Source organism: Roseateles noduli (assembly GCF_050626985.1).
Lineage (GTDB): Bacteria > Pseudomonadota > Gammaproteobacteria > Burkholderiales > Burkholderiaceae_C > Roseateles > Roseateles noduli_A.
Genome location: NZ_CP192463.1, coordinates 6,589,384 through 6,615,805 on the forward strand (window position 1 = coordinate 6,589,384; position 26,422 = coordinate 6,615,805).

23 protein-coding genes are annotated in these 26,422 nt (G+C 67.8%); 13 read left to right on the plus strand and 10 right to left on the minus strand.

Going from position 1 to position 26,422, the window contains the following annotated elements; genetic code table 11:
* Positions 1-37 precede the first annotated feature (37 nt).
* Both ACQ4L4_RS28715 and ACQ4L4_RS28720 read left to right on the plus strand, forming a co-directional pair.
* Positions 38-883, plus strand: coding sequence for a dienelactone hydrolase family protein (locus ACQ4L4_RS28715; RefSeq protein WP_431105038.1), 846 nt, complete (start codon positions 38-40; stop codon positions 881-883).
* Between the two features lie 88 nt (positions 884-971).
* Positions 972-1,748, plus strand: coding sequence for a ZIP family metal transporter (locus ACQ4L4_RS28720; protein ID WP_377156871.1), 777 nt, complete (start codon positions 972-974; stop codon positions 1,746-1,748).
* Between the two features lie 53 nt (positions 1,749-1,801).
* On the opposite strand, the gene ACQ4L4_RS28725 is transcribed toward ACQ4L4_RS28720, so the two are convergent.
* The 4 genes from ACQ4L4_RS28725 to ACQ4L4_RS28740 all read right to left on the minus strand — a co-directional run bounded on the left by ACQ4L4_RS28725 (position 1,802) and on the right by ACQ4L4_RS28740 (position 5,475).
* On the minus strand, positions 1,802-2,254 hold the full coding sequence (locus ACQ4L4_RS28725; protein WP_377156870.1) for a universal stress protein: 453 nt from the start codon (positions 2,252-2,254) through the stop codon (positions 1,802-1,804).
* Positions 2,255-2,388: 134 nt separating this feature from the next.
* Positions 2,389-3,315, minus strand: a complete 927-nt coding sequence (locus ACQ4L4_RS28730) for a sulfurtransferase (protein WP_431102173.1) — start codon at positions 3,313-3,315, stop codon at positions 2,389-2,391.
* A gap of 6 nt (positions 3,316-3,321) precedes the next feature.
* Entirely contained in the window at positions 3,322-4,218 is an 897-nt protein-coding gene (locus ACQ4L4_RS28735; protein ID WP_431102174.1) for a DMT family transporter, read from the minus strand.
* Positions 4,219-4,356: 138 nt separating this feature from the next.
* Positions 4,357-5,475, minus strand: coding sequence for an aromatic ring-hydroxylating oxygenase subunit alpha (locus ACQ4L4_RS28740; RefSeq protein ID WP_431102175.1), 1,119 nt, complete (start codon positions 5,473-5,475; stop codon positions 4,357-4,359).
* 295 nt (positions 5,476-5,770) lie between these two features.
* Between ACQ4L4_RS28740 and ACQ4L4_RS28745 the strand changes: the two genes are divergently transcribed.
* From ACQ4L4_RS28745 to dxs, 3 genes are read left to right on the plus strand one after another with little or no spacing between them, the layout of a single operon-like run.
* A complete protein-coding gene (locus tag ACQ4L4_RS28745; RefSeq protein ID WP_431102176.1) occupies positions 5,771-6,031 on the plus strand; it encodes an exodeoxyribonuclease VII small subunit in 261 nt (86 codons plus the stop codon).
* A complete protein-coding gene (locus tag ACQ4L4_RS28750) occupies positions 6,032-6,919 on the plus strand; it encodes a polyprenyl synthetase family protein (RefSeq protein WP_431102177.1) in 888 nt (295 codons plus the stop codon).
* Positions 6,920-6,968: 49 nt separating this feature from the next.
* Positions 6,969-8,936: a 1-deoxy-D-xylulose-5-phosphate synthase gene (dxs, locus tag ACQ4L4_RS28755; RefSeq protein ID WP_431102178.1), complete on the plus strand. Its 1,968-nt coding sequence runs from the start codon at positions 6,969-6,971 to the stop codon at positions 8,934-8,936.
* Positions 8,937-8,973: 37 nt separating this feature from the next.
* On the opposite strand, the gene ACQ4L4_RS28760 is transcribed toward dxs, so the two are convergent.
* Positions 8,974-9,960 (minus strand): LysR family transcriptional regulator, encoded by a 987-nt coding sequence (locus tag ACQ4L4_RS28760; RefSeq protein ID WP_431102179.1) that lies wholly within the window; start codon positions 9,958-9,960, stop codon positions 8,974-8,976.
* Positions 9,961-10,085: 125 nt separating this feature from the next.
* Between ACQ4L4_RS28760 and lysA the strand changes: the two genes are divergently transcribed.
* The 3 genes from lysA to ahpF all read left to right on the plus strand — a co-directional run bounded on the left by lysA (position 10,086) and on the right by ahpF (position 13,908).
* Positions 10,086-11,348, plus strand: a complete 1,263-nt coding sequence (lysA, locus tag ACQ4L4_RS28765; protein WP_431102181.1) for a diaminopimelate decarboxylase — start codon at positions 10,086-10,088, stop codon at positions 11,346-11,348.
* 233 nt (positions 11,349-11,581) lie between these two features.
* Positions 11,582-12,145, plus strand: a complete 564-nt coding sequence (gene ahpC, locus ACQ4L4_RS28770) for an alkyl hydroperoxide reductase subunit C (protein ID WP_067283909.1) — start codon at positions 11,582-11,584, stop codon at positions 12,143-12,145.
* Between the two features lie 209 nt (positions 12,146-12,354).
* Positions 12,355-13,908, plus strand: coding sequence for an alkyl hydroperoxide reductase subunit F (gene ahpF, locus ACQ4L4_RS28775; protein WP_431102182.1), 1,554 nt, complete (start codon positions 12,355-12,357; stop codon positions 13,906-13,908).
* A gap of 61 nt (positions 13,909-13,969) precedes the next feature.
* Here the strand turns inward: ahpF and rarD are convergent, their stop codons facing one another.
* The gene (rarD, locus tag ACQ4L4_RS28780) at positions 13,970-14,875 is read right to left on the minus strand and encodes an EamA family transporter RarD (RefSeq protein ID WP_431102183.1); all 906 of its coding nucleotides are present in this window, start codon (positions 14,873-14,875) and stop codon (positions 13,970-13,972) included.
* Positions 14,876-15,076: 201 nt separating this feature from the next.
* Between rarD and ACQ4L4_RS28785 the strand changes: the two genes are divergently transcribed.
* Both ACQ4L4_RS28785 and ACQ4L4_RS28790 read left to right on the plus strand, forming a co-directional pair.
* Positions 15,077-15,346, plus strand: a complete 270-nt coding sequence (locus ACQ4L4_RS28785) for a MoaD/ThiS family protein (protein ID WP_431102184.1) — start codon at positions 15,077-15,079, stop codon at positions 15,344-15,346.
* Between the two features lie 97 nt (positions 15,347-15,443).
* Complete coding sequence (locus ACQ4L4_RS28790; protein WP_431102185.1) at positions 15,444-16,526, plus strand: WD40/YVTN/BNR-like repeat-containing protein; 1,083 nt, start codon at positions 15,444-15,446, stop codon at positions 16,524-16,526.
* Between the two features lie 76 nt (positions 16,527-16,602).
* Here ACQ4L4_RS28790 and ACQ4L4_RS28795 read toward each other — a convergent pair whose 3' ends face one another.
* The 3 genes from ACQ4L4_RS28795 to ACQ4L4_RS28805 form a co-directional block, all read right to left on the minus strand.
* Complete coding sequence (locus tag ACQ4L4_RS28795; RefSeq protein WP_431102186.1) at positions 16,603-17,565, minus strand: IS110 family transposase; 963 nt, start codon at positions 17,563-17,565, stop codon at positions 16,603-16,605.
* 471 nt (positions 17,566-18,036) lie between these two features.
* A complete protein-coding gene (locus ACQ4L4_RS28800) occupies positions 18,037-18,723 on the minus strand; it encodes a pseudouridine synthase (protein ID WP_431102187.1) in 687 nt (228 codons plus the stop codon).
* 411 nt (positions 18,724-19,134) lie between these two features.
* The gene (locus ACQ4L4_RS28805) at positions 19,135-19,590 is read right to left on the minus strand and encodes a YchJ family metal-binding protein (RefSeq protein WP_431102188.1); all 456 of its coding nucleotides are present in this window, start codon (positions 19,588-19,590) and stop codon (positions 19,135-19,137) included.
* A 37-nt stretch (positions 19,591-19,627) separates the two neighbouring features.
* Between ACQ4L4_RS28805 and ACQ4L4_RS28810 the strand changes: the two genes are divergently transcribed.
* The 3 genes from ACQ4L4_RS28810 to ACQ4L4_RS28820 all read left to right on the plus strand — a co-directional run bounded on the left by ACQ4L4_RS28810 (position 19,628) and on the right by ACQ4L4_RS28820 (position 23,830).
* Complete coding sequence (locus ACQ4L4_RS28810) at positions 19,628-22,060, plus strand: UvrD-helicase domain-containing protein (RefSeq protein ID WP_431102190.1); 2,433 nt, start codon at positions 19,628-19,630, stop codon at positions 22,058-22,060.
* 187 nt (positions 22,061-22,247) lie between these two features.
* The gene (locus ACQ4L4_RS28815) at positions 22,248-22,568 is read left to right on the plus strand and encodes a helix-turn-helix transcriptional regulator (RefSeq protein ID WP_431102191.1); all 321 of its coding nucleotides are present in this window, start codon (positions 22,248-22,250) and stop codon (positions 22,566-22,568) included.
* Positions 22,565-23,830 (plus strand): HipA domain-containing protein, encoded by a 1,266-nt coding sequence (locus tag ACQ4L4_RS28820; RefSeq protein ID WP_431102192.1) that lies wholly within the window; start codon positions 22,565-22,567, stop codon positions 23,828-23,830. The genes ACQ4L4_RS28815 and ACQ4L4_RS28820 overlap by 4 nt, the downstream gene beginning before the upstream one ends.
* A 180-nt stretch (positions 23,831-24,010) precedes the next feature.
* On the opposite strand, the gene ACQ4L4_RS28825 is transcribed toward ACQ4L4_RS28820, so the two are convergent.
* On the minus strand, positions 24,011-26,233 hold the full coding sequence (locus tag ACQ4L4_RS28825; protein ID WP_431102194.1) for a PhoX family protein: 2,223 nt from the start codon (positions 26,231-26,233) through the stop codon (positions 24,011-24,013).
* Positions 26,234-26,422 lie beyond the last annotated feature (189 nt).

Consider the following 26,422-nt stretch of genomic DNA (forward strand, 5'->3'; position numbering starts at 1 on the left):
AGAGGCCGACGCGATCCGCGATGACATCGACACGCTGATGCCGGGCCGGACCTTCAGCCGGCGGGCCTTCGTCGGCACGGCGGTGGGCAGCGGTTTCGCGGCCGCGGTGCTGCCGGTGTCCGCGCAGACGATCACCACGGACACGCAAGGCCTGGATGCGGGTCCGGTGGCTATCCCCGTCGGCGACTTCAAGATGCCGGCGTACGTCGCCCAGCCGGCGGGCAAGAAGAACGCGCATGTCGTGCTGGTGATCAGCGAGATTTTCGGCGTGCACGAGCACATCGCCGACGTCGCGCGCCGCTTCGCGAAGCTGGGCTATCTGGCGATCGCGCCCGACCTGTTCGCGCGGCAGGGCGATGCGAAGGCGTATTCGGACATCGCCACGGTGTGGCGCGAGGTCATCCGGCACGTGCCCGACGCGCAGGTCATGAACGACCTGGACGCGACAATCGCCTGGGCGAAGCAGCAGGGCGGCGATACCTCGAAGCTGGCGATCACCGGTTTCTGCTGGGGCGGCCGGATCGTGTGGCTGTACTCGGCGCACAGCAAGGCGGTGAAGGCCGGCGTGGCCTGGTACGGTTGGGTGCAGGGCGAGAAGAATGCAATGACGCCGAAGCATCCGATCGATCTGGTGGGACAGTTGAACGCCCCGGTGCTGGGCCTGTTCGCCGCGAAGGACTACGGGATTTCGGTGTCGACGGTCGCCGCGATGCAGGAGGCGATCAAGCGAGAGGGCAGTGCCGCGGCCAAGGCCAGCCAGTTCGTCGTCTACCCGGACACTGACCACGCCTTCCACGCCGATTACCGTCCCACCTACAAGCCCGAGGCCGCCAAGGACAGCTGGGCACGTTGCCAAGCCTGGTTCAAGCAGCACGGGGTTTGAACGTCCTCCGAAGCAGGGGGCTTGACGAGTCTGAGACAATTTTCAGAACCCCAACCGGCGCACCCCCAGTGGTGCGCCTTTTTTATCCATGACCCTGACCTACATCCTGCTGGTGACTTTCGCCGGCGGTCTTGCCTCCGTGACGATCGCGGCGATGCTGACGGTCGGCCTGCTGAGCCGCATCGTCAAGCATCTGGTGAGTCTGTCCACCGGCGTGCTGCTGTCGACCGCGCTGCTGCACGTGCTGCCGGAGGCATTCGAGAGCGGGGCGGATCCGCACAACCTGTTCCTGGCGCTGCTGGGCGGGCTGATGTTCTTCTTCCTGCTGGAGAAGGCCGAGCTGTACCGTCACACCCACCACCATGAGGGAGACGGGCACCACCACCATCACCATTTCGACCAGGAGCAGGCGGGCCGGGGTGGGTTGTCGGTGCTGGTGGGGGACTCGATCCACAACTTCTGCGACGGGATCATCATCGCCGCCGCCTTCCTGGCGGACCACCACCTGGGCTGGGTCACCGCGATGGCGATCGTGGCCCACGAGATTCCGCAGGAAGTCGGCGACTACATCGTGCTGCTGAACGCGGGCTTCACACGCAAGAAGGCCTTGTTCTTCAACGCCGTGTCGGGGATGGCGGCGGTGGTCGGCGGACTGGTCGGCTACTACGTCGTGGGGCCCTGGCAGCAGCTGTTCCCCTACCTGCTGGTGGCCGCTTCGAGCAGCTTCGTCTATGTCTCGGTCGCCGACCTGATCCCGCAACTGCAGCGTCGGCTGCCCTGGAAGGACACCGCCTTGCAGCTGCTGTGGCTGGGCGTGGGCATCGTGTTCGTGCTGATCGTCGTGGGCGGAAAACACGCCCACTGAAGCCGGCCGGAGGCGCCCGGGAGGGCGCTCCAGTCAAGGCCACGGACGGGTCATCACTGCGGCGCGCCTTCGCCGTGCACCACCAGCACCGGGAAGGCGCAGTGCGTCAGCACCTTCTGCGTCTCGCTGCCGAGCAACAGGGCCTGCAGCCCGCGCCGGCCGTGCGTGGCCATCACCAGCAGGTCGGCGTTGACGCGCTTGGCGTGCTCGATGATGGCTTCCCAGGGGTGGAGCGCCTCCACGCTGTGGGCCTCGATCTCCAGGCCCTGCGCCTGCGCCAGTGCAAGCACCTGCGCCAGGCGCTCCTGCGCGATGCGCTCCTGGGCGTCGAAGAACTCCTGCGGCGGCGTCGGCTGCATTTCCGACACGGCGCTGTAGGGGAAGGGCTCCTTGACGCTGATGGCGAACAGCCGGGCGTCGTGGAACTTTGCCAGCTTGATGGCGGTGTCGATCGCCTTGGCGGTGATGTCGGAACCGTCGGTGGGAATCAGGATGCGCTGGAACATGGCGAGCCTCCTTCGAGCGAACGGGGTAGGGCTGAGTGGACCCGACCCCCACCACAGGCGGGGTCAGGGCTTGCCTTCGCAGTCTGACCTTCCCATGGTGCTCGCGCCATGCGCATTGTCAATAAGGGACCGCGTCAGCCCTTTGCCAGCGGGAAGCGCGGGTTCGCGCTCCATTCGCTCCAGGAGCCGGGGTAGAGCCGGCTGCCCGGGAGTCCGGCATGGTGCATCGCCAGTAGGTTGTGGCAGGCGGTGACCCCCGATCCGCATTGGTGCACCGTCCCGTCCGCGCCATGCGGGCCGAGCAGCGCGCTGAATTCTTCGCGCAACTGGGCGGCGGGCTTGAATCGGCCCTCCGGCGTCAGGTTGGACTTGAAGAACCGGTTGGTCGCGCCCGGGATGTGACCGGCCTGGGTGTCCAGAGGCTCGACTTCGCCCCGGAAGCGTTCGCCCGCACGGGCGTCGATCAGGCGGACCCGGCCGAGGCCGGCGAGCAGTTCCTGCGCGGACCACGGCGTCTCGAGTGGCGCGCGCGGTTCGAAGGAGGCGGAAGCGGCCGGTGCGGCGGTGGGGACGTCCGTCGACACCATGGCGCCGGCCTGCTGCCAGGCGGCGAATCCACCGTCCAGCACGGCCACCTGCGCATGGCCGAGCCAGCGCAGCATCCACCACACGCGTGCCGCGTACATGCCGTCGGCGGCGTCGTAGGCGACCAGTTGCCGGCCCGGTGTCATGCCGAGATCCCGCAAACGCGCGGCGAAGGCCTCGCGCTCGGGCAACGGGTGTCGCCCGCGGAAGGCGCCGAAGGCGTCCTGCTTCGGACCGCTGAGGTCGCGGTCCAGGTGCAGATAGAACGCGCCGGGGACATGGCCGGCCGCGTAGGCGCGCTCGCCCGCCGCGGTGTCGGCCAGGTCGAAGCGGACATCGACGATCAGCGGCGGCGTCGACGAGTTCATCAGCGCCTGCAACTGCTCGACCGTGATCAGGCCGTCAAGACCCGCTCCGGCGGGGGCGGTCCCGGGGGACGTCGAGGGAGAAACCGGGTGCGTCGCTGGAGTCGTCATGGCCGTTCAAGATTCCTGGACCGAGTGCTGGGCGTCCTTCGGCGTGTTCCGGGCGCGCAGCAGCGTCGCCCCCAGGCCCGCGACGACGATCAGCAGGATGCCGATCCACGAGAGCAGGCCCAGCAGGTCACCGAAGATCAGCACACCATACAACGCCGAGAACACGATGCCCAGGTACTGCAGCGACGCGTTCACCAGCGGCTTGCCGGTGCCGTAGGCGCGGGTCATCAGCAGTTGGGCGGCGGTGGCCAGCACGCCGACGGCCAGCAGCAGCGCCGCGCCGGTCCAGGTGTGGGTGTGCCAGCCGCCGTGCGACACGATCGTCGTCAGCGCGCCGGCGACCACGCCACCCATCGAGAAGTAGAAGACGATGCGGAATTCCGGCTCCCCCGCGCGACCCAGCGAGGTCACCTGCAGGTAGGCCATCGCCGACAGCATCCCCGAGGCCAGCCCGGCCAGGCCGTGCCAGACCTGCTGATCCTCCATCGCCGGCTGCAGCACCAGCCCGACGCCGACGAAGCCCAGCAGCACGGTGATGATCAGCCGCGGATCGACCTTGGCCGCGCCCATCAGCACTGCGCCGCCGATCAGGAACAGCGCCATCCACACCGAGGACATGTAGTTCAGCGTCATCGCCGTGGCGAGCGGCAGCTTGCTGATCGCGAAGAACCAGAGCGACAGCGCGATCACGCCCGACAGGCTGCGCCAGAAGTGCATCGCCGGTACGCTGGTCTTCAGCGACAGCCCCTTCGCCCGCGACAGCGCGAACAGGAACAGCGTGCCGACGAGGCCGCGGTACATGACGATCTCGCCCGCGCCGTAGTAGGCCGAAGCCAACTTGACGCAGACACCCATGGTGGCGAACAGCAGTGTCGCCAACACCATCAGAAGGGGTGCAGACATGCCGCCGATTCTCGCGCCGAAGGTCGGTCCGGCCTGTTGCGCGGAGCCGCAAAAACGAACGCCCCGCAAGAGCGGGGCGTTGTGCGCACCTGGATCGATGCGAAGGGGGTGGGGCGTCAGCGCGCCGTCGACACGGCGTCAGCGCTTCATCAGTCCGCGGTACCACTCGTGGAAGTGTTTCATGCCGTCTTCCATCGGGGTCTGGTAGGGGCCGACCTCGTTGTCGCCGCGTTCCATCAGCGCCTTGCGCCCGGCGTCCATGCGCAGCGCGATCTCGTCGTCCTCGATGCAGGTCTCCATGTAGGCGGCCTGCTGCGCGTCGATGAGGTCGCGCTCGAAGGCCACGACTTCTTCGGGGTAGTAGAACTCGACGATGTTGGTCGTCTTCTGCGGCCCCTTGGGGAACAGCGTCGACACCACCAGCACGTTGGGGTACCACTCCACCATGATGTTGGGGTAGTAGGTCAGCCAGATGGCGCCCTGGTCCGGGGACTGGCCGCCCGAGAAACCCAGCACCTGGTCGTGCCACTTGGCGTAGACCTCGGAGCCCGGCTTTGCCAGCGCCTTGTTCACGCCGACCGTCTGCACCGAGTAGTCGCGGCCGAATTCCCACGCCAGGTCGTCGCAGGTGACGAACTGGCCCAGGCCCGGGTGGAACGGGCCGACGTGGTAGTCCTCCAGATAGACCTCGATGAAGGTCTTCCAGTTGTAGTCGCACTCGTGGACGTGGACCTTGTCGAGCTGGTAGCCGCTGAAGTCCAGCGCACCGCGCGGGCCCAGCTTCGCCAGGTCGGCGGCGATGTCGCGGCCGTTGTCCTCGAACAGCAGGCCGTTCCACTCGCGCAGCTTGTAGCGGTTCAGGTGCAGGCAAGGGTCCTGCTTGAAGTGCGGCGCGCCGACCAGTTCGCCCTTGAGGTCGTAGGTCCAGCGGTGCAACGGGCAGACGATGTTGCTCCGCGTGTTGCCGCGGCCGCGCAGCATCACCGCCTGGCGATGCCGGCAGACGTTGGAGATCAGTTCCAGGCCTTGCGCGCTGCGCACGATGGCGCGGCCTTCGCCTTCCTGCGGCAGGGCGTAGTAGTCGCCGACCTCGGGCACGGCGAGCGCGTGACCGAGGTAGCGGGGGCCATGCTGGAAGATCAGTTCCTGTTCGCGGCGGAACAGGTCCTCGTCGAAGTAGGAGGTGACGGGCAGCTGGAGGTGGCTGGGGGCCGTGCTGCGTTCAAGCGCGCTGAGAGGGATGCTCAGGTCGGACATGATCCAAGAGGGTCTCCAAGACTCCAATGTCAACCGTGACGGCCGCCCCCCAGATTGGACGGGCCGGTATGGGGACTGAATGAAAAGCCCGCCGGCCCTTTTAGGGCATAGCAGCGGGCAAAGGAACCGGTGATTGTACCCGGCCCGCCTCTGGAGGGGAAACGAGCGGGTGCCAGGCATCACCCAGCGCCCGAAACACCCGCTGACGCCTGTGGCGGCACGCTCACATCCCCCGACAGTCGGAAGGCGGGCAGGGTGGTGGCGGTGCTTACAATCAGTCTTTTCGCGTTTTGAAATGAGCAAGCCTTCCGCCAGCGCCAAGACGGCGCAGCCCGCGATCCAGGAGCAGGAGCCCGCCAGCTATGAGCTGGCGGTCGAGGAGTTGGAGCGTCTGGTGCAGGCCATGGAGGCCGGGCAACTGCCGCTGGACCAGTTACTGGCCAGTTACCAGCGGGGAGCCGCCTTGCTCAAATATTGCCGCGCGCGACTTCAGGCCGTCGAACAACAAGTACAGGTCATTGAGGGTGGGAGTGCGCAGGCTTGGGGAGATGAATAAGTGGATGCGGGTATTTTCGAACGTTGGGTAAAGCAGTCGCTCGAGGACGTCGAGCAGGCGCTGGAGGCCTGGGTGCCCGAAGCGGCGCCGGCCGGCCTCGGCGATGCGATGCGGTATGCCGTCCTCGGCGCCGGGAAGCGCTTGCGCCCCTTGCTGGTGCTGGCCGCGGCCGACGCCGCGGGCGGCCAGCGCGAGGCCGCGATGCGCGCGGCGTGCGCGGTGGAGTTGATCCACGCGTATTCGCTGGCGCATGACGACATGCCCTGCATGGACAACGACGTCCTGCGCCGCGGCAAGCCCACGCTGCATGTGCAGTACGGCGAGGCGCAGGCCATGCTGGCCGGCGACGCGATGCAGGCGCTGGCCTTCGACGTGCTGACGCCGGACGAGGGCGTCGCCCCCGCGTTGCAGGCCAGGCTGTGCCGGCTGCTGGCGCGCGCCAGCGGTTACGACGGCATGGCCGGCGGCCAGGCGATCGACCTGGCCAGCATCGGCAAGCCGCTGGACGAAGCCCAGTTGCGAGACATGCACCGCCGCAAGACCGGCGTGCTGCTGCAGGCCAGCGTCCTGATGGGCGCCGCGTGCGGTGAGATCACGCCGGCCGCGTGGGAGTCGCTGAGCCGCTACGGCGCGGCGATCGGCCTGGCCTTCCAGGTCGTCGACGACATCCTGGACGTGACGCAGGACAGCGACGTGCTCGGCAAGACCGCCGGCAAGGATCAGGACAACAACAAGCCGACCTACGTCAGCGTGCTGGGCCTCGAGCCCGCCCGCGCGTACGCGCTCCGCCTGCGGGACGAGGCGCATCAGGCGCTCTCCGGCAGCGGTCTGGCCGACACCGCCTGGCTCAGCCTGCTGGCTGACAAGGTGGTGGAGCGCGACAACTGAGATCCTGCTCGGATCCCGCAAGGATCCGGCAACAAGGAGAGGCGACGCCATGAGCGACAACCCACCGAACGCGACGGCCGCGCAGACCCTGCTGGGCACCATCGAGAGCCCCGCGGACGTGCGCCGGCTGTCCCGCGGTCAGCTCCCGCAACTGGCGGACGAGGTCCGCGCGCACATCCTCAACAGCGTGTCCAAGACTGGCGGCCATCTGTCGTCGAACCTGGGCACTGTGGAGATGACGGTCGCGCTGCACTATGTCTACGACACGCCGCGCGACCGGCTGGTGTGGGACGTCGGTCACCAGACCTACCCGCACAAGATCCTGACCGGCCGCCGCGACGCGATGGCGACGCTGCGCCAGCAGGGCGGCATCTCCGGCTTCCCGCGCCGCGACGAGAGCGAGTACGACACCTTCGGCACCGCGCATTCGAGCACCTCGATCTCCGCCGCGCACGGCATGGCGATGGCGGCCCGGATCAAGGGCGAGTCGCGCCGCGTGGTCGCGATCATCGGCGACGGCGCGATGACCGCCGGCATGGCCTTCGAGGCGCTGAACAACGCCGGCGTCGCGCATGGCGGCCTGCTCGGCGACGTGCTGGTGATCCTGAACGACAACGACATGTCGATCAGCCCGCCGGTCGGTGCTCTGAACAAGTATTTCACCCGGCTGATGAGCGGCAAGTTCTACGCCGCCGCGCGCGAGGGCGCGAAGTCGGTGCTGAAGCACACGCCGCTGTACGAGTTCGCGCGCCGCTTCGAGGAGCACACCAAGGGCATGTTCGTGCCCGGGACGATCTTCGAGGAATTCGGCTTCAACTACGTCGGCCCGATCGACGGGCATGACCTGGACGCGCTGATCCCCACGCTGGAGAACCTGCGCGACAAGAAGGGCCCGCAGTTCCTGCACCTGGTCACGCGCAAGGGCCAGGGCTACAAGCTGGCGGAAGCGGACCCGGTCAAGTACCACGGCCCGACGCCGTTCAATCCGGCCGAAGGCATCAAGCCGTCGACCTCCCCGGCGAAGAAGACCTTCACGACGGTGTTCGGCGACTGGCTCTGCGACATGGCCGAGGCCGATCCGACGCTGGTCGGCATCACGCCGGCGATGCGCGAGGGCTCGGGCATGGTCGAGTTCCACAAGCGCTTCCCGACACGCTACTACGACGTCGGCATCGCCGAGCAGCACGCGGTGACCTTCGCCGGCGGCCTCGCCTGCGAAGGCCTGCGGCCGGTGGTGGCGATCTATTCGACCTTCCTGCAGCGCGGCTACGACCAGATGGTCCACGACGTGGCGCTGCAAAACCTGCCGGTGCTGTTCGCACTGGACCGCGCGGGCCTGGTCGGCGCCGATGGCGCGACCCACGCCGGTAACTACGACATCGCCTTCACGCGTTGCATTCCGAACATGAGCGTGATCACGCCGTCGGATGAGAACGAGTGCCGCCAGGCCCTGTACACCGGCCACCTGCACGACGGTCCGGTGACGGTCCGCTATCCGCGCGGCGCGGGCATCGGTGCGGAGATCAAGAAGGAAATGGTCGCGCTGCCCTGGGGCAAGGGCGAGATGCGCCGGACCTCGTCGCAGTCTGCGGCCGGCGGTCGCGGCGCGGCGCACGCGCCGCGTATTGCGATCCTGGCCTTCGGCACGCTGCTGCATCCGGCGCTGAAAGCGGCGGAGGCGCTCGACGCGAGCGTCGCCAACATGCGTTTCGTGAAGCCGCTGGACGTCGATCTGGTCAAGGAACTGGCCCGCACGCACGATGTGCTGGTGACCATCGAGGACGGTTGCGTCATGGGCGGCGCCGGCAGCGCGGTCCTGGAAGCGCTGCAGGCCGAAGGTCTGTCGCTGCCCGTGCTGCAGCTGGGCCTGCCTGACGAATATGTCGAGCACGGCGAGCCCGGCAAGCTCATGGCGCAGTGCGGCCTGGACGCCGCCGGCATCGAGCGTTCCATCCGCGAGCGTTTTCTGTCGACCGCGACTGCGACGCCGGCACCGGTGGCGATCAAGGCCGCCTGAGCCACCCGCGCTTCATGGAACGGCGCTGGCCTCGCGGTCAGCGCCGTTTTGCTTTTCCGGCGGTCTGCGCGCGCGGTGCGCCCGGCAGGCCCTGCCCTCTGGAGGCTTGGCTGGCGGTTTGGCTGGCCATCGCAGGCGCGAGGGCACGTTTCACCGCGTCGATGAAATCCTGCGTCAGCGCATGCGTGGCGCGGTGCAGCGGCCACAAGGCCTGGATGCGGAAGGGTACCGACACCGAGAACGGCCGCAGGTGCAGGGCGGGGCCGGCGCAGGCCCTTGCCGTCAGCGGATTCACGAGCGCGATGCCCAGGTTCTTCTGAACCAGTGAACAAACGGCGATCGCGCTGTGCGTCTCTATCTGCAGACGCCGCCGCACGCCGGCGGCTGCGAAGATCGCATCGAACTGGCGGCGGTAGGGATCCTCGACGGACAGGCTGACGAAGCGCTCGCCCTCGAAGTCCTGTGGGGTCAGGACTTGCCGTTCCAGCAGCCGATGGCCGGCGGGGAGCACGCACACCTCGTCGAGCTCAGCCAGCGTCTCGCTGCGCGTGCCGGGCACGGCGACGGAGACCTCGCTCAGGCCGATGTCGAAGCGCTGGGCCGCCATCCATTCCTCGAGCAGCGGTGACTCCTGCGGTGTCAGCGTCAGTTCCGCCTGGGGGTGCCGGCCGAGCCAATCGGCGCTCGCGTCCGGCAGCAGCGCGTGCGCCAGCGCCGGCAGCGTCAGGACGCGCAGGCGTTCATCTTCGGCGCGCCCCAGCGCCTGGGCGCGGGCGACAACCTGGTCCAGGCCCTGGTAGGCACGCTGGACTTCGTCGAACAGCGCCAGCGCCCGCGCGGTCGGGCGCACTCGCCCCGGGGTGCGGTCGAACAGGGCGTAGCCGAGCAGCGATTCCATCCGCGCCAGCTCCCGGCTGACGGTCGGTTGAGACGTGAACAGCAATTGCGCGGCGCCGGTCACGCTACCGGCGGTCATGACGGCGCGAAAGACTTCGATGTGGCGGTGCGTGATCGGCAGGGACATCGCGGAAGGATATCAGAGCATATCAATTGTGAATCCGACAGCCAAAACAAAGCATTTGATTGAATGGCTGGCCGGAGGGATGCTTGCGGCAGTTCCGATCTGCATCCGTCTGAAGGATTCCTGACATGCCGCAAGCCCTGACCCCCGCCCGCGAACAGCAGTTGCAAGCGCTCGCCACGAAATACGGCACCCCGCTGTGGGTGTACGACGCCGCCATCATCCGCGAGCGCATCACGGCGCTGGGCGGGTTCGACACGGTGCGCTTCGCCCAGAAGGCGTGCTCCAACACCCACATCCTCAGATTGATGCGGGAACAGGGCGTGAAGGTCGATTCGGTGTCGCGCGGCGAGCTGCTGCGCGCCTTCGCCGCCGGCTTCACCGTCGGCACGGGTGCGGACGCGGTGCACTCGGACATCGTGTTCACGGCCGACCTGCTGGATCGCGAGACGCTCAAGACCGTCGTCGAACACCGCGTCCCGGTGAACGCCGGCTCGATCGACATGCTGGAGCAACTCGGCGAGGTCTCGCCCGGTCACCCGGTGTGGCTGCGGCTGAACCCCGGCTTCGGCCACGGCCACAGCAACAAGACCAACACGGGCGGCGAGCACAGCAAGCACGGCATCTGGCATGAGCAGCTCACGGACGCGCTGGCGGTCATCGCGCGCCGCGGGCTGACGCTGATCGGGTTGCACATGCACATCGGCTCGGGCGTCGATTACGACCACCTGGGGCGCGTCAGCGGCGCGATGGTCGACCTGGTCCGCATCGTGAAGGCGCGGGGCCTGGACCTGCACGCGCTCTCGGCCGGCGGTGGGCTGTCGATCCCCTACCAGGAGGGCGGCGAGTCCATCGACACCGCCCACTACTTCAGCCTGTGGGATGCCGCGCGCAAGGAAGCGGCGGGCGTGATCGGCCACGACCTGGCACTCGAGATCGAACCGGGCCGCTATCTGGTGGCGGAGTCCGGCGTGCTGCTCGCCGAGGTTCGCGCGGTCAAGGCCCAGGGACGGCAGCACTTCCTGCTGGTCGACGCCGGCTTCAATGAACTGATGCGACCGGCGATGTACGGCAGCTTCCATGCGATGAGCCTGATTCCCGCGGACGGCCAGCGTCGGCCGACGCGCGAGACCGTGGTCGCTGGTCCGCTCTGCGAATCGGGCGACGTGTTCACGCAGGCGGAAGGGGGCGTGGTGCTGGCGCGGGAATTGCCACAAGCGCAGGTCGGCGACTTGCTGGTCATCCACGACACGGGTGCGTACGGCGCCTCCATGTCCAGCAACTACAACAGCCGGCCGCTGATCGCCGAGGTGCTCGTCGACGGCGGTTCGGACCGCCTGATCCGTCGCCGCCAGACGGTCGAGGAACTGCTCGCGCTTGAGGCGCTGTGAACGTTTCAGGTGCGGAGAAGCACCGGACGCGGCACCAGGAGACATCAGGCAACAGCCCGCGCTCACGCGGGTTGTGACGGAGTCATGAAGTTTTTGCTATCGCACAAACGATTTTTGATAGTTTGACTCAATAGGGATAGGCAATAGGCTGCATTGGGGAATTCAAACCCGCCGATAGCCTCAGCCCCCTATCATTCCGTCCATCCCATCAACCTGACAGCGAGTACGAAGCAATGTCCCTGATCAACACCCAAGTCCAACCCTTCAAGGCCCAAGCGTTCCACAACGGCAAGTTCATCGAGGTCACTGAAGAGTCGCTCAAGGGCAAGTGGTCCGTGCTGATCTTCATGCCGGCCGCCTTCACCTTCAACTGCCCGACGGAAGTCGAAGACGCGGCTGACAACTACGGCGAGTTCCAGAAGCTGGGCGCCGAGGTCTACATCGTCACGACCGACACGCACTTCTCGCACAAGGTGTGGCACGAAACCTCGCCGGCCGTCGGCAAGGCCAAGTTCCCGCTGGTCGGCGACCCGACGCACGCGCTGACGAACGCCTTCGGCGTGCACATCCCGGAAGAAGGCCTGGCCCTGCGCGGCACCTTCGTGATCAATCCGGACGGCGTCATCAAGACCCTGGAAGTGCATGACAACGCGATCGCCCGCGACGTCAAGGAAACGCTGCGCAAGCTGAAGGCTGCCCAGTACGTCGCCAAGAACCCGGGCCAGGTCTGCCCGGCCAAGTGGAACGAAGGCGACAAGACCATCGCCCCGTCGCTGGACCTGGTCGGCAAGATCTAAGGATCTCGCCCTGGCGGGGGAAGCAGGCGATCCATCCGGATCGACCTTCCCCCGGACCGGTGATCCGGATGAGGACGTTCCTCTCCCCCTCACTGCAGAAGCACCGCGCGTGGACCGATCCGGTCCGCGGGCGTGTGTTCGGCCGCCCCTCTGATCTGACAGGGAGGCCGGTTCTCGAAGTCGCTTAAGAAAATTGGAAGGAAGCAACGATGTTGGACGACAACCTGAAGGCGCAGCTCAAGGCCTACCTGGAGCGGGTGACGCTGCCGTTCGAGATCGAAGCCTCGTTGAACGACTCCGAGAGCTCCGCAGAGCTCAAGCAGCTGCTGCAGGACATCGCCGCGATGTCCGACAAGATCACGCTGAACCTCGACGGCAACGACGCGCGCAAGCCGTCGTTCAGCCTGAAGCGCACGGGCACGGCACAGAGCCTGCGCTTCGCGGCGATTCCCCTGGGCCATGAGTTCACCTCGCTGGTGCTGGCCCTGCTGTGGACGGGCGGTCATCCCCCGAAGGTGGAACAGTCCACCATCGACCAGATCAAGGGCCTGGACGGGGACTACCTCTTCGAGGTGTACATGTCCCTGACCTGCCACAACTGCCCGGACGTCGTGCAGGCACTGTCGCTGATGTCGGTGCTGAATCCGCGCGTCAAGACGGTGGTCGTGGACGGCGCGCTGTTCCAGGACGAAGTCAACGCCCGCGAGATCATGGCCGTGCCCACGATCTACCTGAACGGCCAGGAGTTCGGCTCAGGCCGCATGACGGTCGAGGAGATCGCCGCCAAGCTGGACACCGGCGCGGCGGAGAAGGACGCGGCCAAGCTGTCGGCCAAGGACCCGTACGACGTGCTGATCGTCGGCGGCGGCCCGGCCGGCGCGGCGGCGGCGGTGTATGCGGCCCGCAAGGGCATCCGCACCGGCATCGCGGCCGAGCGTTTCGGCGGCCAGGTCAACGACACGCTGGCGATCGAGAACTACATCTCCGTGCTGTCGACCGACGGTCCGAAGTTCTCGATGGCGCTGGAGTCGCACGTCAAGGATTACGGCGTCGACGTCATGAACCTGCAGCGCGCGGACCAGCTGATTCCGGCGGCCACGCCGGGCGGGCTGGTCGAGCTGAAGCTGGCCAATGGCGGATCGCTGAAGAGCAAGACGGTGATCATCTCGACCGGTGCGCGGTGGAGGAACGTCAACGTGCCGGGCGAGCAGGAGTACAAGAACAAGGGCGTGGCCTACTGCCCGCACTGCGACGGTCCGCTGTTCAAGGGCAAGCGCGTGGCGGTGATCGGCGGCGGCAACTCCGGTGTCGAGGCGGCGATCGACCTGGCCGGCATCGTGTCGCATGTGACGCTGCTGGAATTCGGCGACCAGCTGCGCGCGGACGCGGTGCTGGTGAAGAAGCTGGAGAGCCTGCCCAACGTCGTCATCCTGAAGCAGGCGCAGACCAGCGAGTTCACCGGCACGGCGGGCAAGCTCGACGGCCTGAACTACATCGACCGCGCCACCGGTGAAGCCAAGCGCGTCGAGGTCGAAGGCGTGTTCGTGCAGATCGGTCTGGTGCCCAACACCGAGTGGCTGCGCGGCACGGTGGAGCTGTCGCGTCACGGCGAGATCATCGTCGACGCGAAGGGCCAGACCTCGGTGCCGGGCGTGTTCGCCGCGGGCGACGCGACGACGGTGCCGTTCAAGCAGATCATCATCGCGGCCGGCGACGGCGCGAAGGCGGCACTCAGCGCCTTCGATCATCTGATCCGCAACTGACGAGCAACGCGCTCCTCTGAACTGACGCCCCGAAAGGGGCGTCAGTCGTTTTGGGGGGCGATCACCGCCGGCTGCGCCAGAGGCTCTCCGCGCTGTAGACGGCCAGCGCCGACCAGATCAGCACGAAGCCGACGAGCCGCGCGCCGGCGAGCGGCTCGTGATACAGCCAGACGCCGAGCAGGAACTGGATCGTCGGGGACAGGTATTGCACGAGGCCGAGCGTCGTCAGCGTGATGCGACGCGCACCGGCGGCGAACAGCAGCAGCGGCACAGCGGTCAGCGGTCCCGCCAGCAGCAGCCAGGCGATGTGACCGGCGTCGCCGGTCGCGAGCGCGCTGGTGCCCTGGTGCGTCCACCAGACCAGGGCGACGGCGGCAAACGGCGAGAGGATCAGCGTTTCCAGCGTCAGTCCCTCGAGCGCGCCGAGCTGCGCCGTCTTGCGCATCAGCCCGTAGACCCCGAAGCTCAGCGCCAGCACGAGCGCGATCCACGGCAACCGTCCGGCGGTGACCGTCAGCCAGATCACGCCGGCCGCGGCGAGCCCGATCGCCAGCCACTGCACCGGCCGCAGCCGCTCGCGCAGGAATACGAAGCCCAGCACCACGTTGACCAGCGGGTTGATGAAGTAACCCAGGCTGGCCTCGACGACGTGCCCCTGCTGCACCGCCCACACATAGACCAGCCAGTTGGTCGAGAGCAGCAGCGCCGACACGGCGCAGGTCCCGAGCAGTTTCGGCGATCGCAGCACCGGCACCAGCCACGCCCAGCGGCGCAGCGCCGTCAGGACGATCGCGACGAAGACCATGGACCACAGCGTCCGGTGCGCAATGACCTCGAACGCGCTGACGTCGCTCAGCCGCTTGAAGTAGAGCGGGAACAGGCCCCACGCGATGTAGGCCAGCGCGGCGTAGAGCATGCCGATGCGGGCGTGGCGGGTGTCGGCGGCGGTCGAGGGGGCGTTGGTCATGGGTCCAGCTTCGGGAATCGCGCAAGAAGCGGCGCAAGGGCCGCGCAAGGGCCCCGTGTTGGCCGCGTGGTGGCCGCCTGAGGGTGGCCCGCGATTCTGCCCGCACCGGGCTCACGGCGTTGTCGAAAGGACGGGCGCCCGTTCGTCGTGCTCGGTGGCCCCACTGTTCATGCGGGCTGCTTCGTCGCAGGATCGCACCCCATGGCGCATGTCGAATTCACCTCGCAACTGCATCGCTTCGTCGACACCCCCCAGCTGGACTGCGACGCCGGGACGCTGGGGGAGGCGCTGACGCTCGCCTTCGACTGCAATCCGCGATTGCGCGGCTACATCCTGGACGAGCAGGGCCACCTGCGTACGCATGTCGCCGTGTTCATCGACGGCCACCGCGCGCGGGATCGCCAAGCGCTCAGCGACCCGCTGACGCCGCAGTCCAAGGTCTACGTGCTGCAGGCGCTGTCCGGCGGCTGAGCAATGCCGCTCTCCGTCGTGTCGAGAACCGCGACGCTCAAACGTCGTGAGAGTTGAGGTCCGCCATCGCAACGCCAGCCATCGCAAGGAGACACCGATGACCACCACCGCCTGGGCCGCGACCCGCAAGGGCCTTTTCGAACTCCGGAACGATCCCGCCAACGGCGGATGGTCGATCGGCCGCCACAGCTTCGTGGGGGACCCGATCAGCATGGTGCTGCCCGCGCCACAGGGCGTCGGACGGATGTTCGCCGCGCTCAATCTCGGGCACTTCGGGGCCAAGCTGCAGGCGTCGGACGACGGCGGCATCACTTGGCGTGAACTCACGGCGCCGGCTTTCCCCGAGCAGCCGGAAGGCGCCGAGGGCCCGCCCTGGAAGCTTCAGCAGATCTGGGCTTTGGAGCGCGGCGGCGACGGGCGGCTGTGGGCGGGGACCATCCCCGGAGGCCTCTTCGTCAGCGACGACCAGGGCGAGACCTGGCAGCTCGTCGAGACGCTGTGGCACATGCCCGAGCGGCTGGGCTGGTTCGGTGGCGGCTACGACGCGCCGGGCATCCATTCGATCAACGTCGATCCGCGTGATCCGAAGCGGCTGCTGCTCGGCATCTCCTGCGGCGGCGCCTGGCGCAGCGAGGACGGCGGCGCGACCTGGCACATCAGCGCCAAGGGCATGCGCGCCGACTTCCTGCCGCCCGAACAGCAGGGCGAGGAGAACACGCAGGACCCGCACCGCATCGTCGCCAGCGCGGCGGATCCGGACGTGCTCTGGTGCCAGCATCACAACGGCGTCTGGCGCTCGGTCGACGGCGGTGCGAACTGGAGCGAGATCAAGCCGCCGCTGTCGGGCTTCGGCTTCGCGGTGGCCGCGCATGCGGGGGATCCCGGCACGGCGTGGTTCGTGCCCGGCATCAAGGACGAGAAGCGCCTGCCCGTCGACGGCGCGCTGGTGGTGAACCGCACGCGCGACGGCGGCAGGACCTTCGAGACGCTGCGCAACGGCCTGCCGCAGGCGCATTGCTACGACCTCATCTACCGCCACGGTCTGGCCGCGCACGACGACGGCCGGCGCCTGCTGATGGGCAGCACGACAGGCAACCTGTGGGCCACGGACGATGCCGGCGACCGCTGGTCGCTGGTGTCCGCGCACCTGCCGCCGATCTACGCCGTGCGCTTCGGCTGAATGCTGACCCCCTCTCCCGCTTTTGGGAGAGCAGCGCCGTTTTACCCCCTCTCCCGCTTGCGGGAGAGCAACCGTGTCAAGCGCCTTCGGCGTTTCTCCAGGGTTGGCCGGTTTTGAGGATGGCGTTGAGGATGATCAGCAGCTTGCGCATGCATGCAGTCATCGCGACCTTGAAGGGCTTGCCCGCCAAGCGCAGGCGTTCGTACAACGCCTTGATGGGCCCGTTGCATCGTTTGGCCGTGAGCGCAGCCATGTACATCGCCGTGCGGACGTCTGCTCGTCCGCCCTGGATGTAGCGCTGGCCGCGCCGCTTGCCACTGTCGTCGGCAAACGGCGCCAGGCCCACCAGCGCCGCCACGCGCTTGCGGTCCAAGCTGCCCAACTCCGGCAGGCGTCCCAGCAGCATCGTGATCGTGACTCGGCCAATACCCGGCACGCTGTCCAGCAGCTCGTACTTGGGCTGGTAGATCGTCGAGTCCTTCAAGCGACCGTCCAGATCCTTGTCGATCTCCTTGATCCGCTTATCCAGCCACTCGATGTGCTGTCGCACGCTCGTGCGCGCCACGTGCTTGACCGTGGACAAGCGGTTCTTTTCCTGTGCGCGCATGGTCACCAACTGCGCTCGCCGATCCACCAGTTCGATGATTTCCTGCTGCGTCTCATCCGGCAGCGCGTACACCTGCGGACGCATGCGCTGAGCAAACTCGGCCAGCACCTTCGCGTCCAGCCGGTCCGTCTTGGCAAGGACGCCGGCGGCCCGGGCGAAGTCGCGCACCTTCTTGGGATTGACCACCGCCACGGCGATTCCCGCCGCGCACAGCTCACCCGCCAGCGCCGCCTCGAAGCCACCGGTGGCCTCCATCACCACCAGCGTGGGCCCCAGCTTCTTGAGCTGCGACACCAGCACTGCTCGTCCGGGCTCGTCGTTGTCCACCCTCGTGGCCAACGCACCGGACTTGTCGGCAGGCGGAGCGGGCACCTGAGCCACGTCCAACCAAGCCTTGCAAACGTCGATACCGATGAAGATCTCTTCGCTCATGACAGCGCCCTTCCTTGCGTTCGATACGGCCTCAATGGACCTCACAACCGTTCGGGCTGTCCGTCATGGCGAATGAGGTCGGCCACCACGACCCTCGCTCTCCCTCGGCATGGCGCCGAAGCGCCTACCCTGGGCTGGTCGGCCTGTGACGGCCTGGGCTACTTTGCTACATACAAGGCGGAGCGGGCACCTGAGCCACGTCCAACCAAGCCTTGCAAACGTCGATACCGATGAAGATCTCTTCGCTCATGACAGCGCCCTTCCTTGCGTTCGATACGGCCTCAATGGACCTCACAACCGTTCGGGCTGTCCGTCATGGCGAATGAGGTCGGCCACCACGACCCTCGCTCTCCCTCGGCATGGCGCCGAAGCGCCTACCCTGGGCTGGTCGGCCTGTGACGGCCTGGGCTACTTTGCTACATACAAGGGTAGGGGTGAGGGCCAGCCGCGGCGGAAGTGCTGCGACGCCGATCAGAGGAATTGCCCCCACTCCGGCCCGGGCGGCGCTTCGAGCTCGAGTCCGGCGCCCGTGACCGGATGCGTCAGCGTCAGCCGCTGCGCGTGGAGCCACAGACGCTGCCGACCGAAGTGCGCCGCGAGCGCGCGGTTGAGCGGCCCCTTGCCATGGTTGGCATCGCCGACGATCGGATGCGCGAGGTGCTTCAGATGCCGGCGGATCTGGTGGCGCCGTCCCTGCACCGGCTCGCACGCGAGCAAGGCGAGCCGCGTCGTCGCGAAGCGCGGATCGGTGGTGACGGGGACCTCATGCCGCCGCAGGCAGGACCACTCGGTCTGCGCGTCCAGGTGCGGCTGGCCCGCGGAGGCCAGCTCCGGGTCGCGCGCCAGCGGATGGTCGATGACCCCGGCATCGCCGGCGGGCCAGCCACGCACGAGCGCCAGGTAGCGCTTGCGGGTGCGGCGCTCGGCCAGCGCCTGGCCGAGCAGGCTCGCCACCTCGGCGCTCAGCGCGAAGACCAGCACGCCTGAGGTGCCGCGGTCCAGTCGATGCGCCGGCCAGACAGGCCGACCCAGCTGATCGCGCAGGCGCTGCAGCGCGGCGTCCTCTTCATGGGCGTCGATCGCGGTGCGGTGCACGAGCAGTCCGGCCGGCTTGTCGATCACCGCGAGGTGCTCATCCAGATGAAGCAGTCGAAGCACGCGCGATGGCTCGACGGACGGGGCGAGGGACGCGGAGGGCGATGCGAGGCCGGCAACTGGATCGGGAGCGGGGATGGAACCGGAGACGGAACTGGGGACTGCAGGGGATGTCATCGCTGAAGGGGACGGTGTGCGCACGCCTGGAGCGCTTTTTGCCCTCTTTTCCCCGTTTGGGGGGAGAGGACAGCCACAGGGTGGTTCGCCAAAATCCTGTCATGTCGACTGTCCATCATCGCAGCAGGCATTCCGCGCCATCGGTGGTCGGTGGCGCGATCCCCTCGGTCCGCACGCACAGTCGCCAGCAGGAGTTCGCCATGCCTCAGGAATTTCACATCGGTCACCGGTCCTTCCTGGACCGGTTCGTCCTGGTCTTGGGCAGGGTGGTGCGGCGCACGCCGGCCGTGCGGGTCGTCAGTCGATCTGGCCGTCCACATACAGCCACGCCCCGTGCTCCCGCACGAACCGGCTGACCTCGTGCATGCGGTGCGCGCGCCCGCCGACCTTGCTGCGCGCGATGAACGCCACCGTCTCGTGGTCCGCGTCCTGGCGCGTGTGCTGACGCACCTCCAGGCCCAACCACTTCAGGTCCTGTTCCCCCCGCTCGAGCGACGCGGGACGGGTGCTCGGATGCCACGTCGCGAGCAGATACTCGATCAGATCCATCGTGTAGGCCGTGTACCGCGAGCGCATCAGCGCCTGCGCGTCCGCCGCGATGAGCGCGCCGCTCTCGGCGAAGGCCCGGTGCAGGGCCCCGCAGCACGATGCATACGGGAGCTTGCTGCCGCAGGCGCACGGGGCCACCTCTGATCCCGCCCGGCTGTTCCTGCCTGCCGTGTTCGCCGCGGTCTTGGATTTTTCTGTCTTCATGAGGGCAGCATGATGCCAGCCTCTCTAGAATGGCTGGATGAATTCCCAGGATTTCGGCGACGAGCGCCCGACCCCGCCGCAAGAGGACCTGTTCACGCCGCGCGCGCCGCGCGGCCTGCTGGACAACCTCAACCCCGAGCAGTACGCCGCGGTGACGCTGGGGCAGGAGCCCGCGCTGATCCTCGCCGGCGCCGGCTCGGGCAAGACGCGCGTGCTGACGACGCGCATCGCCTGGCTGATGAGCCAGGGTCATGCGACGCCGGCCTCGGTGCTGGCGGTGACCTTCACCAACAAGGCCGCCAAGGAGATGGTCACGCGCCTGTCCGCGATGCTGCCGGTGAACGTGCGCGGCATGTGGATCGGGACCTTCCACGGCCTGTGCAACCGTTTCCTGCGCGCGCACTGGAAACTGGCCGGCTTGCCGCAAGGTTTCCAGATCCTGGACTCGGGCGACACGCTGTCCGCGGTCAAGCGCGTCATCAAGGCGATGAAGCTCGACGAGGAGCGCTTCGTTCCCAAGCAGGTCTCCTGGTACATCGCCGGCGCAAAAGAGGACGGCATGCGTCCCAAGGACATCGACCTGCGCGATGAGCAGACCCGCAAGCTGGTCGAGATCTACCAGGCCTACCAGGACCAGTGCGAACGCGAGGGCGTCGTGGACTTCGCCGAGCTGATGCTGCGCTCGTTCGAACTGATGCGCGACAACCAGGCCGTGCGCGAGCACTACCAGCGCCGTTTCCAGTACGTGCTGGTCGAGGAGTTCCAGGACACCAACAAGCTGCAGTACGCGTGGCTGAAGATGTTCGCGCCGCCCGGGCGCGGGCAGGGCGTGTTCGCGGTCGGCGACGACGACCAGAGCATCTACGCCTTCCGCGGCGCGCGCGTGGGCAACATGGCCGACTTCGAGCGCGAGTACCGCGTGCGCCAGGTCGTGAAGCTGGAGCAGAACTACCGCAGCTTCGGCAACATCCTGGACGCGGCCAATGCGCTGATCAGCAACAACAGCCGGCGCCTGGGCAAGAACCTGCGCACCGAGGCCGGTCCCGGCGAGCCGGTGCGCGTGCACGAGGCCAGCAGCGATTTCGCCGAGGCCCAATGGCTGCTGGAGGAGGCGCAGGCGCTGCACCGCCAGGGGCTGGAGCGCAAGGAGATCGCGGTGCTCTACCGCAGCAACGCGCAGTCGCGGGTGATCGAATCGGCGCTGTTCAACGCCGGCATCCCGTACCGCGTGTACGGCGGCCTGCGCTTCTTCGAGCGGGCCGAGGTGAAGCACGCGCTGGCCTACCTGCGCCTGATCGAGAACCCGAACGACGACACCAGCTTCCTGCGCGTCGTCAACTTCCCGGCGCGCGGCATCGGCGCGCGCACCATCGAGCAGCTGCAGGATGCGGCGCGTCCGAGCGGACGCTCGCTGGTGCAGAGCATCGGCGCGGTCGGCGGTCGCGGCGGCGCGAGCCTGGCGGGCTTCGTCGGCCTGATCGACGCGATGCGCGAGGCCACGGCCGGGCTCACGCTGCGCGAGATCATCGAGCACATCATCGAGCACTCCGGCCTGACGGCGTTCTACCGTGCCGAGAAGGAAGGCGAGGACCGGCTGGAGAACCTGGGCGAACTGGTGAACGCCGCCGAGGCCTTCGTGACGCAGGAGGGCTTCGGCAAGGACGCGGTGGCGCTGCCGGTGGACGAGCACTCGCCCGGCGCGATCGCGGACGGGCTGCCGGCGGCGGTCGCCCCGGCCGCGGCCGCCACGCCGGACGCGGAAACCGGCGAGATCATGTCGCCGCTGGCCGCGTTCCTGACGCATGCCTCGCTGGAGGCTGGCGACAACCAGGCGCAGGCCGGCCAGGACGCGATCCAGCTGATGACGGTGCACTCGGCCAAGGGCCTGGAGTTCGACGCGGTGTTCATCACCGGCATGGAAGAAGGCCTGTTCCCGCACGAGAACTCGCTGTCCGACTCGGACGGGCTGGAGGAAGAGCGCCGGCTGATGTACGTCGCGATCACGCGCGCGCGTCAGCGGCTGTACATCAGCTTCTGCCAGACGCGGATGCTGCACGGCCAGACCCGCTACAACATCAAGAGCCGCTTCATGGAGGAGCTGCCCGAGGAGACGCTGAAGTGGTTGACGCCGCGCAACCAGGGCTTCGGCTCCGGCTTCGCGCGGGACTACCAGCAGGCGTGGCAGCGCGGCTCGGGGCTGAAGTCGATGGTGGGCGCGGGTCGCGTCGATCCGTCCGCGTTCCCGCAGGCGCCGGTGCCCAGCGCGATGAAGCAGTCGGCGGCCGAGAAGACCGGCAACGAACACGGCGGACTGCGCGTCGGCAAGGGCGTGTTCCACAACAAGTTCGGCGAGGGCGTGCTGCTCACGCTGGAGGGCACCGGACCGGACGCGCGAGCGCAGGTCAACTTCGGCCGGCACGGCACGAAGTGGCTGGCGCTCAGCGTCGCCAAGCTCACGCCGATCGATTGAGACGGTGACCGTCGGAACGGTGCTCAGGGACGAGACCTGAACGATTGAGCGGACATCGTACGGAGCACGCCGGGAGGCGTGTCTCCAGGCGCAGAATGGGCGGTGAGCGATAAAGATTCCAGCAAACAGGAATCACGATTGCCCGGGAGGGAGATCCGGCGAATACGTCTTTGATCCTGGAATCTCCATGCGCACTGTTGTACCGATTGATCCGCCCGACGACCCGATGATCGAGGACGCGCTGGCGCTGGGCGCCGCCGTCCGCGCCGCGCGCACCACCGCGCGGCTGCCGCTGGTCGAAGCCGCCGAGGCGCTGGGCATGTCGCGCCAGACGCTGATCAACATCGAGACCGGCCAGGGCGGCGTCAGCCTGTCCACCGTGCTCAAGGCGGCGAGGGCGCTCGGCGTGAGTCTGTTCGCCGTCCCGTCGCAGCAGCGGGAGGTCGTCAGACGCGCGATCCGCACCGCACGCGACTCGAAGTTCTCCGACCTGGATGACGATGCATGAACGGTCTGGAGGTCTGGCTCGACGAGCATGAAGTGGGCTGGCTGAGAGCGGCTGATGCGCCGCTTGGGCAGACGGAGGCGCCGCGCAGGCTGTCGCTGGCTTACCTCGAACGATGGACCTCGGAAGTGCTGGCCTTTGCGCTGGCACCTTCGCTGCCGATGCCGCCGCGCGGCGGGCCGGGCAGCGAGTCCACGGCGGATGCCGTGCTCGCGTTCTTCGATCATCTGCTGCCCGCCGGAGACGCCCGGTCGCGGACCTTGGCCGCGCTGGGACTCAGGGCCGATGACAGCTTCGGCGCGATGCGCCTCATGGGGCGGGATCTGGCCGGCGCGGTGCGGCTGATCGCGGACGGACTTCAACGACCGGCAGGACCGGTGCAACGGGCGATCGCACGCGACGAACTGTCGGAGCGCATCCGCCATCGCGATGAGTTGCCCTTTCCGGTCTGGGACGGACAGGTGCGCGGCGCGCTCGGCGGCGAGCGGGACAAGCTTGCGGTCTACGTTGAGCGGGACGGCGGCTGGCACTTCGTCGACGGACCGCAGATGGCGTCGACGCATGTGCTCAAGCCGGCGTCCGACGCGCAAGGGGCGGGCGATCAGCCCTTCGACGAATTCTTCTGCCTGCGACTCGCCGCGCGCGTGGGCCTGGACGTGACACCGGTCGAGTTGCACCGCGTGCCGGAACCGGTGCTGTTGGTCGAACGCTTCGATCGGCAGCGGCTCGAAGACGGCCGCGTGCAGCGTCTGCATGCGATCAGCGCCTGCCAGGCACTCGGCGTGCCGCCAGCTGACCGTGAGGGGGTGTCGCTGGCGCAGCTCTTCTCGCTGCTGGCGCACAGCCCCACGCCGCTGGTCGACAGCCGCGCGCTGCTGCGCTGGACGATGTTCCGCCAGCTCATCGGCTGCGAGGGCTCGGCGGCGAAAGACCTGTCGTTCTTCGTCGATCACGGGGGGCTGCGGGTGGCGCCGGCGCATGGCTTCGCCTGCGGCACTCATGACGCCCATGACGCCCATGGCGCCCACAACGCGCGCGCATTCGATGCGCAGGCATGGGCCGACTTCGCGCGCGATTGCGACATCGCACCCCGCAGCATCACGCTGGAATTGAAACGCCTGTGCGAGCTGGTGCGCGCACAGGCGGAAGTGGTGGCCGATGAACTCGCGGGTGAAGTGCCGCGTTCCGTGATCGAGGGCCTGCTCAGCCAGATCCTCGGCGAGAGCGACCGGCAGGCAGGCCTCGCTTCGGAGATCTCGAAGTAGAGGCGTTCGAAGACCCCTGCCAGCGCCTGGCGCGGGCACTCCACGACTCGGGGGGCGTCCCTCCGGGAACCCCCCGAATCATTCCGGCCCCAGTGAGAGCGAGGCGTTCGGGCCTTGGCGTTCGCTTTGGCCTTGGCGTTGTGTCGGCCCGGGCCTGGGCACGGGCCGACCTTGGCCTGCTTAGATGCCGATCTCGCCGCCGTCCTTGCGGGTGATGACCACCGTCGCGGAACGCGGACGCTTCTTCACCGTCGGGTCGGCCTGGTTGGCCGGCCAGTAGCTGCCGAAGGTCTTCGCGTTCCAGTCCGGCGCCGTTTCCTCGCCCGGGTGCTGGACGTTGAAGAACAGCGTCTTGGCGTCCGGCGTCATGGCGATGCCGGTGATCTCGCATTCCTTCGGACCGACCAGGAAGCGGCGCAGGGTGTCCGACGTCGCCTTGGCGCCCGCGCGGGTCTGCGTGCCGCCCGCGGCGTTGACCACGGCACCGTCACCGACCTTGCCCGGCAGTGCCGCCAGCATCATGCAGTTGGTGATGTCGGTGTACGCGCCGTCATCGGTCTGGATCCACAGCATGCCGCGCTTGTCGAAGTACAGGCCGTCCGGGCTGGAGAAGTCGTTGCTGTCGGCCAGGGCCGACAGGTTGACGTCCGCCGCCGCGTCGGCTTGCGCGCCGAACAGGTACACGTCCCAGGTCAGCTTGGTGACGTCCGCCGCGTCTTCCTTCCAGCGGATGATGTGGCCGTTCGGGTTGCCCTTCTGCGAGGCGGCACCCTTCATGTCTTCGTAGTAACGCGGGTTCGCGGCGTCCGGCTTGAGCTGGCTGCCGGTCGGCGTCGCGGTGTTGGCCACGCGGTTGCTGTTGTTGGTCAGGGTCATGTAGATCTCGCCGTTAGTCGGGTGCACCGCACCCCACTCCGGACGATCCATCTTCGTGGCGCCGACGATGTCGCCCGCGATGCGCGCGTTGATCAGCACGTCGCCCTGGTCGGCGAAGGCGTAGGTCGCGTTGGTGGCGTCCAGGCCGTTCTTGCCGAAGCTCAGCTCGACCCAGGTGCCGCTGCCGTCGGCGTTGAACTTGGCCACGTACAGCGTGCCTTCGTCCAGGTACTTGGCGCCGGCGGCCATGCCCTTGCCGACGTCGGCCGCATCCCAGTTGGCCTTGGAGACGAACTTGTAGATGTACTCGTTGCGCGAGTCGTCACCCATGTAGATGACGATCGGCTTGCCGGCGACGGCCTCGGCGGGCCAGGCGCCTTCATGGTTGAAGCGGCCCAGCGCGGTGCGCTTGGCGGGGACGGAGTCCGGCGCGAACGGATCGATCTCGACCACCCAGCCGAAGGTGTTGATCGTGTTGCGGTAGTCGGCGGTCGCGGCGGCGCCGGTGACCGACGAGTTCCAGCGCGCGAACAGGTCGGCGGTGCCGGCCGTTTCCCACAGGTAGGGGCTCTTGCGGTTCTGCGGCAGGCCGTAGCGGTTGAGGCTGGCCACGTCCTTGGCGCTGCGTTGCGCGTCGTCGCCGGCGGCACGGCTGATCACGTTGAGGTAGTTCTCCTCGCAGGTCAGGTAGGTGCCCCACGGGGTATAGCCGTTGGCGCAGTTGTTGTTGGTGCCGCGGGTCTGGACAGCCGTCGGGCTGAACAGCGTCTGCAGCTGGACGCTGCCCTTGGCCGGACCGGTGATGTCCATCGTCGTGGCCGAGGTCACGCGGCGGTTGTAGCGCGAGCCGCGCACCATGCTCATGCCGGTGCCCGTGGCGTCGCGCTTGACTTCGACCACGGAGATGCCGTGGGCGTAGATTTCCTTCTCGACCTCGGTGGCGTTGCGCGCGGCGCCGGCGGCGCGGCCGGCCGGGTGCAGGCCGTACGGGGCGACGACGTACTCGTGGTTGACGGCCAGCAGGCCGCGGTCCGAGCGCTTGGCGTCGAAGGCGCCGGCGTCGCTCATGCCGAACCAGTACATGCCATCGTGACCGTCGCCGACACGGCGGTTGTAGGACTCGGCCGATTCGGAACCGTCGTCCTGCCAGGACGTGTCGCCGAAGTGCAGCGGGTCGCCCAGCGCGTGCAGGATGCTGACGTTGTAGCCGTCGGCCACGGTCACCAGGTCGTTCTTGTTCTTGGCGACGGCGGTGAAGCCGATCTTCAGCGGGGCCGGCTGCGGCGCCGGGGCGGGCGCGGGGGCCGGCGCCGGCGAGTCGTCGCTGCTGCCGCAGGCGCTCAGGATCGAGCCGCCCAGCAGCGCGGACGCCGCCGTGGTGATGCCGCCCTTGAGGGCGACGCGCCGCGACAGGCGCGCGGCGAGGATGTCATCGAAATGCGGGTTGGCGGACGGATTGAGGACCGCGTCCTCGTCGTACTCGTTGATGCTGTCTTGGCTGGCAACGATGTCGTGCTGCTTGCTCATTCGTGAAGGCTCCGCTGCAATGGAAAGGCGGGCGGATTCTGCGAAGAGCAAGTGACGGTAACGTGAAAAAGCCGTTAGCAATTCCTTCGAGGCATGTTCGTGCGAATGGCGAAGCAATGACCGGGGATGCGACGGGCAGGCGCCGAGGCCAGCGCAGAGGCAAGACCCGGCACCTGCTTTCAGGTGACG

Excerpts from the sequence above, each read along its gene's own strand:
- ACQ4L4_RS28715 (WP_431105038.1), top strand. The coding sequence starts at position 38 with ATGCCGGGCCGGACCTTCAGCCGGCGGGCCTTCGTCGGCACGGCGGTG.
- ACQ4L4_RS28740 (WP_431102175.1), bottom strand. The coding sequence starts at position 5,475 with ATGTCCGACCTGAGCATCCCTCTCAGCGCGCTTGAACGCAGCACGGCC.
- ACQ4L4_RS28805 (WP_431102188.1), bottom strand. The coding sequence starts at position 19,590 with ATGAAGACAGAAAAATCCAAGACCGCGGCGAACACGGCAGGCAGGAAC.
- ACQ4L4_RS28735 (WP_431102174.1), bottom strand. The coding sequence starts at position 4,218 with ATGTCTGCACCCCTTCTGATGGTGTTGGCGACACTGCTGTTCGCCACC.
- ACQ4L4_RS28825 (WP_431102194.1), bottom strand. The coding sequence starts at position 26,233 with ATGAGCAAGCAGCACGACATCGTTGCCAGCCAAGACAGCATCAACGAG.
- ACQ4L4_RS28795 (WP_431102186.1), bottom strand. The coding sequence starts at position 17,565 with ATGAGCGAAGAGATCTTCATCGGTATCGACGTTTGCAAGGCTTGGTTG.
- ACQ4L4_RS28760 (WP_431102179.1), bottom strand. The coding sequence starts at position 9,960 with ATGTCCCTGCCGATCACGCACCGCCACATCGAAGTCTTTCGCGCCGTC.
- ACQ4L4_RS28815 (WP_431102191.1), top strand. The coding sequence starts at position 22,248 with ATGCGCACTGTTGTACCGATTGATCCGCCCGACGACCCGATGATCGAG.
- ACQ4L4_RS28820 (WP_431102192.1), top strand. The coding sequence starts at position 22,565 with ATGAACGGTCTGGAGGTCTGGCTCGACGAGCATGAAGTGGGCTGGCTG.
- ACQ4L4_RS28725 (WP_377156870.1), bottom strand. The coding sequence starts at position 2,254 with ATGTTCCAGCGCATCCTGATTCCCACCGACGGTTCCGACATCACCGCC.
- ACQ4L4_RS28730 (WP_431102173.1), bottom strand. The coding sequence starts at position 3,315 with ATGACGACTCCAGCGACGCACCCGGTTTCTCCCTCGACGTCCCCCGGG.
- dxs (WP_431102178.1), top strand. The coding sequence starts at position 6,969 with ATGAGCGACAACCCACCGAACGCGACGGCCGCGCAGACCCTGCTGGGC.
- ACQ4L4_RS28745 (WP_431102176.1), top strand. The coding sequence starts at position 5,771 with ATGAGCAAGCCTTCCGCCAGCGCCAAGACGGCGCAGCCCGCGATCCAG.
- rarD (WP_431102183.1), bottom strand. The coding sequence starts at position 14,875 with ATGACCAACGCCCCCTCGACCGCCGCCGACACCCGCCACGCCCGCATC.
- ACQ4L4_RS28720 (WP_377156871.1), top strand. The coding sequence starts at position 972 with ATGACCCTGACCTACATCCTGCTGGTGACTTTCGCCGGCGGTCTTGCC.
- ACQ4L4_RS28810 (WP_431102190.1), top strand. The coding sequence starts at position 19,628 with ATGAATTCCCAGGATTTCGGCGACGAGCGCCCGACCCCGCCGCAAGAG.
- ahpF (WP_431102182.1), top strand. The coding sequence starts at position 12,355 with ATGTTGGACGACAACCTGAAGGCGCAGCTCAAGGCCTACCTGGAGCGG.
- ahpC (WP_067283909.1), top strand. The coding sequence starts at position 11,582 with ATGTCCCTGATCAACACCCAAGTCCAACCCTTCAAGGCCCAAGCGTTC.
- ACQ4L4_RS28790 (WP_431102185.1), top strand. The coding sequence starts at position 15,444 with ATGACCACCACCGCCTGGGCCGCGACCCGCAAGGGCCTTTTCGAACTC.
- lysA (WP_431102181.1), top strand. The coding sequence starts at position 10,086 with ATGCCGCAAGCCCTGACCCCCGCCCGCGAACAGCAGTTGCAAGCGCTC.
- ACQ4L4_RS28785 (WP_431102184.1), top strand. The coding sequence starts at position 15,077 with ATGGCGCATGTCGAATTCACCTCGCAACTGCATCGCTTCGTCGACACC.